The organism is Frankia sp. AiPs1, from assembly GCF_023716945.1.
GTDB lineage: Bacteria > Actinomycetota > Actinomycetes > Frankiales > Frankiaceae > Frankia.
Genome location: NZ_JAMQQF010001143.1, coordinates 1 through 649, shown reverse-complemented (window position 1 = coordinate 649; position 649 = coordinate 1). Strand labels below are relative to the sequence as shown.

Here is a 649-nt window from a genome sequence, read left to right as displayed (position 1 = left end):
GCGAAGCGCTGCACCGCGTCGGGCCGGCCCCGCAGGCGCGGCGTTCCGGTCGCCAGCACGACCGCGGCGACGGTGTCGCCCACCCGGGGAACGGCGAACCGGCCCACGATGTCCAGGTGCTGGCTGGGCAGCAGACCATCCCAGCCGGTACCCCGCCCCAGCAGGATCGCCGAGGCGCGCAGCCGCACCACGACGGGCCCGGCGGTGACGCGCTCCAACCGGACGGGAACGACGAACGTCGTGGCGGTGGCCGCCGGCGGACCGACTCCAGGCGCAGCCGTGGCGGCCAACCGCGGATCGTCCGTGACCACGACCCGCGCGGTCATCGGCACCCCCCGTCGCACCAGGTCGGCGAGGGGGCCCCGGTCACCGGGACGCGTCGCCAACCCGCCGGCGAGGACTCCGGCGGCGAGGAACACCACGGCTGTCAGGACCACGCTGGCAGCCGCGGGCAGGACGCGGTCATGATCGCCGTCGGCATCGGCATCGCTGTCGGCATCGCTGTCGGCATCGTTCCTCGACGTCGGCGCCGCGCTGCGCCTCCTGCCGGTGTGCCGGCGGCGCCCACGGCGGGCCAGGGCCAGCAGGCCCGTCGGCACCGTCAGGACTGCCGCGGCGGCGAGGACAAGTGCGGCGTCCGGCAACGACC

At 76.4% G+C, this 649-nt stretch carries 1 pseudogene; it reads right to left on the bottom strand.

Going from position 1 to position 649, the window contains the following annotated elements:
• Nucleotides 1-649, bottom strand: a pseudogene (locus tag ND748_RS33345) (ComEC/Rec2 family competence protein); the annotation flags it as partial.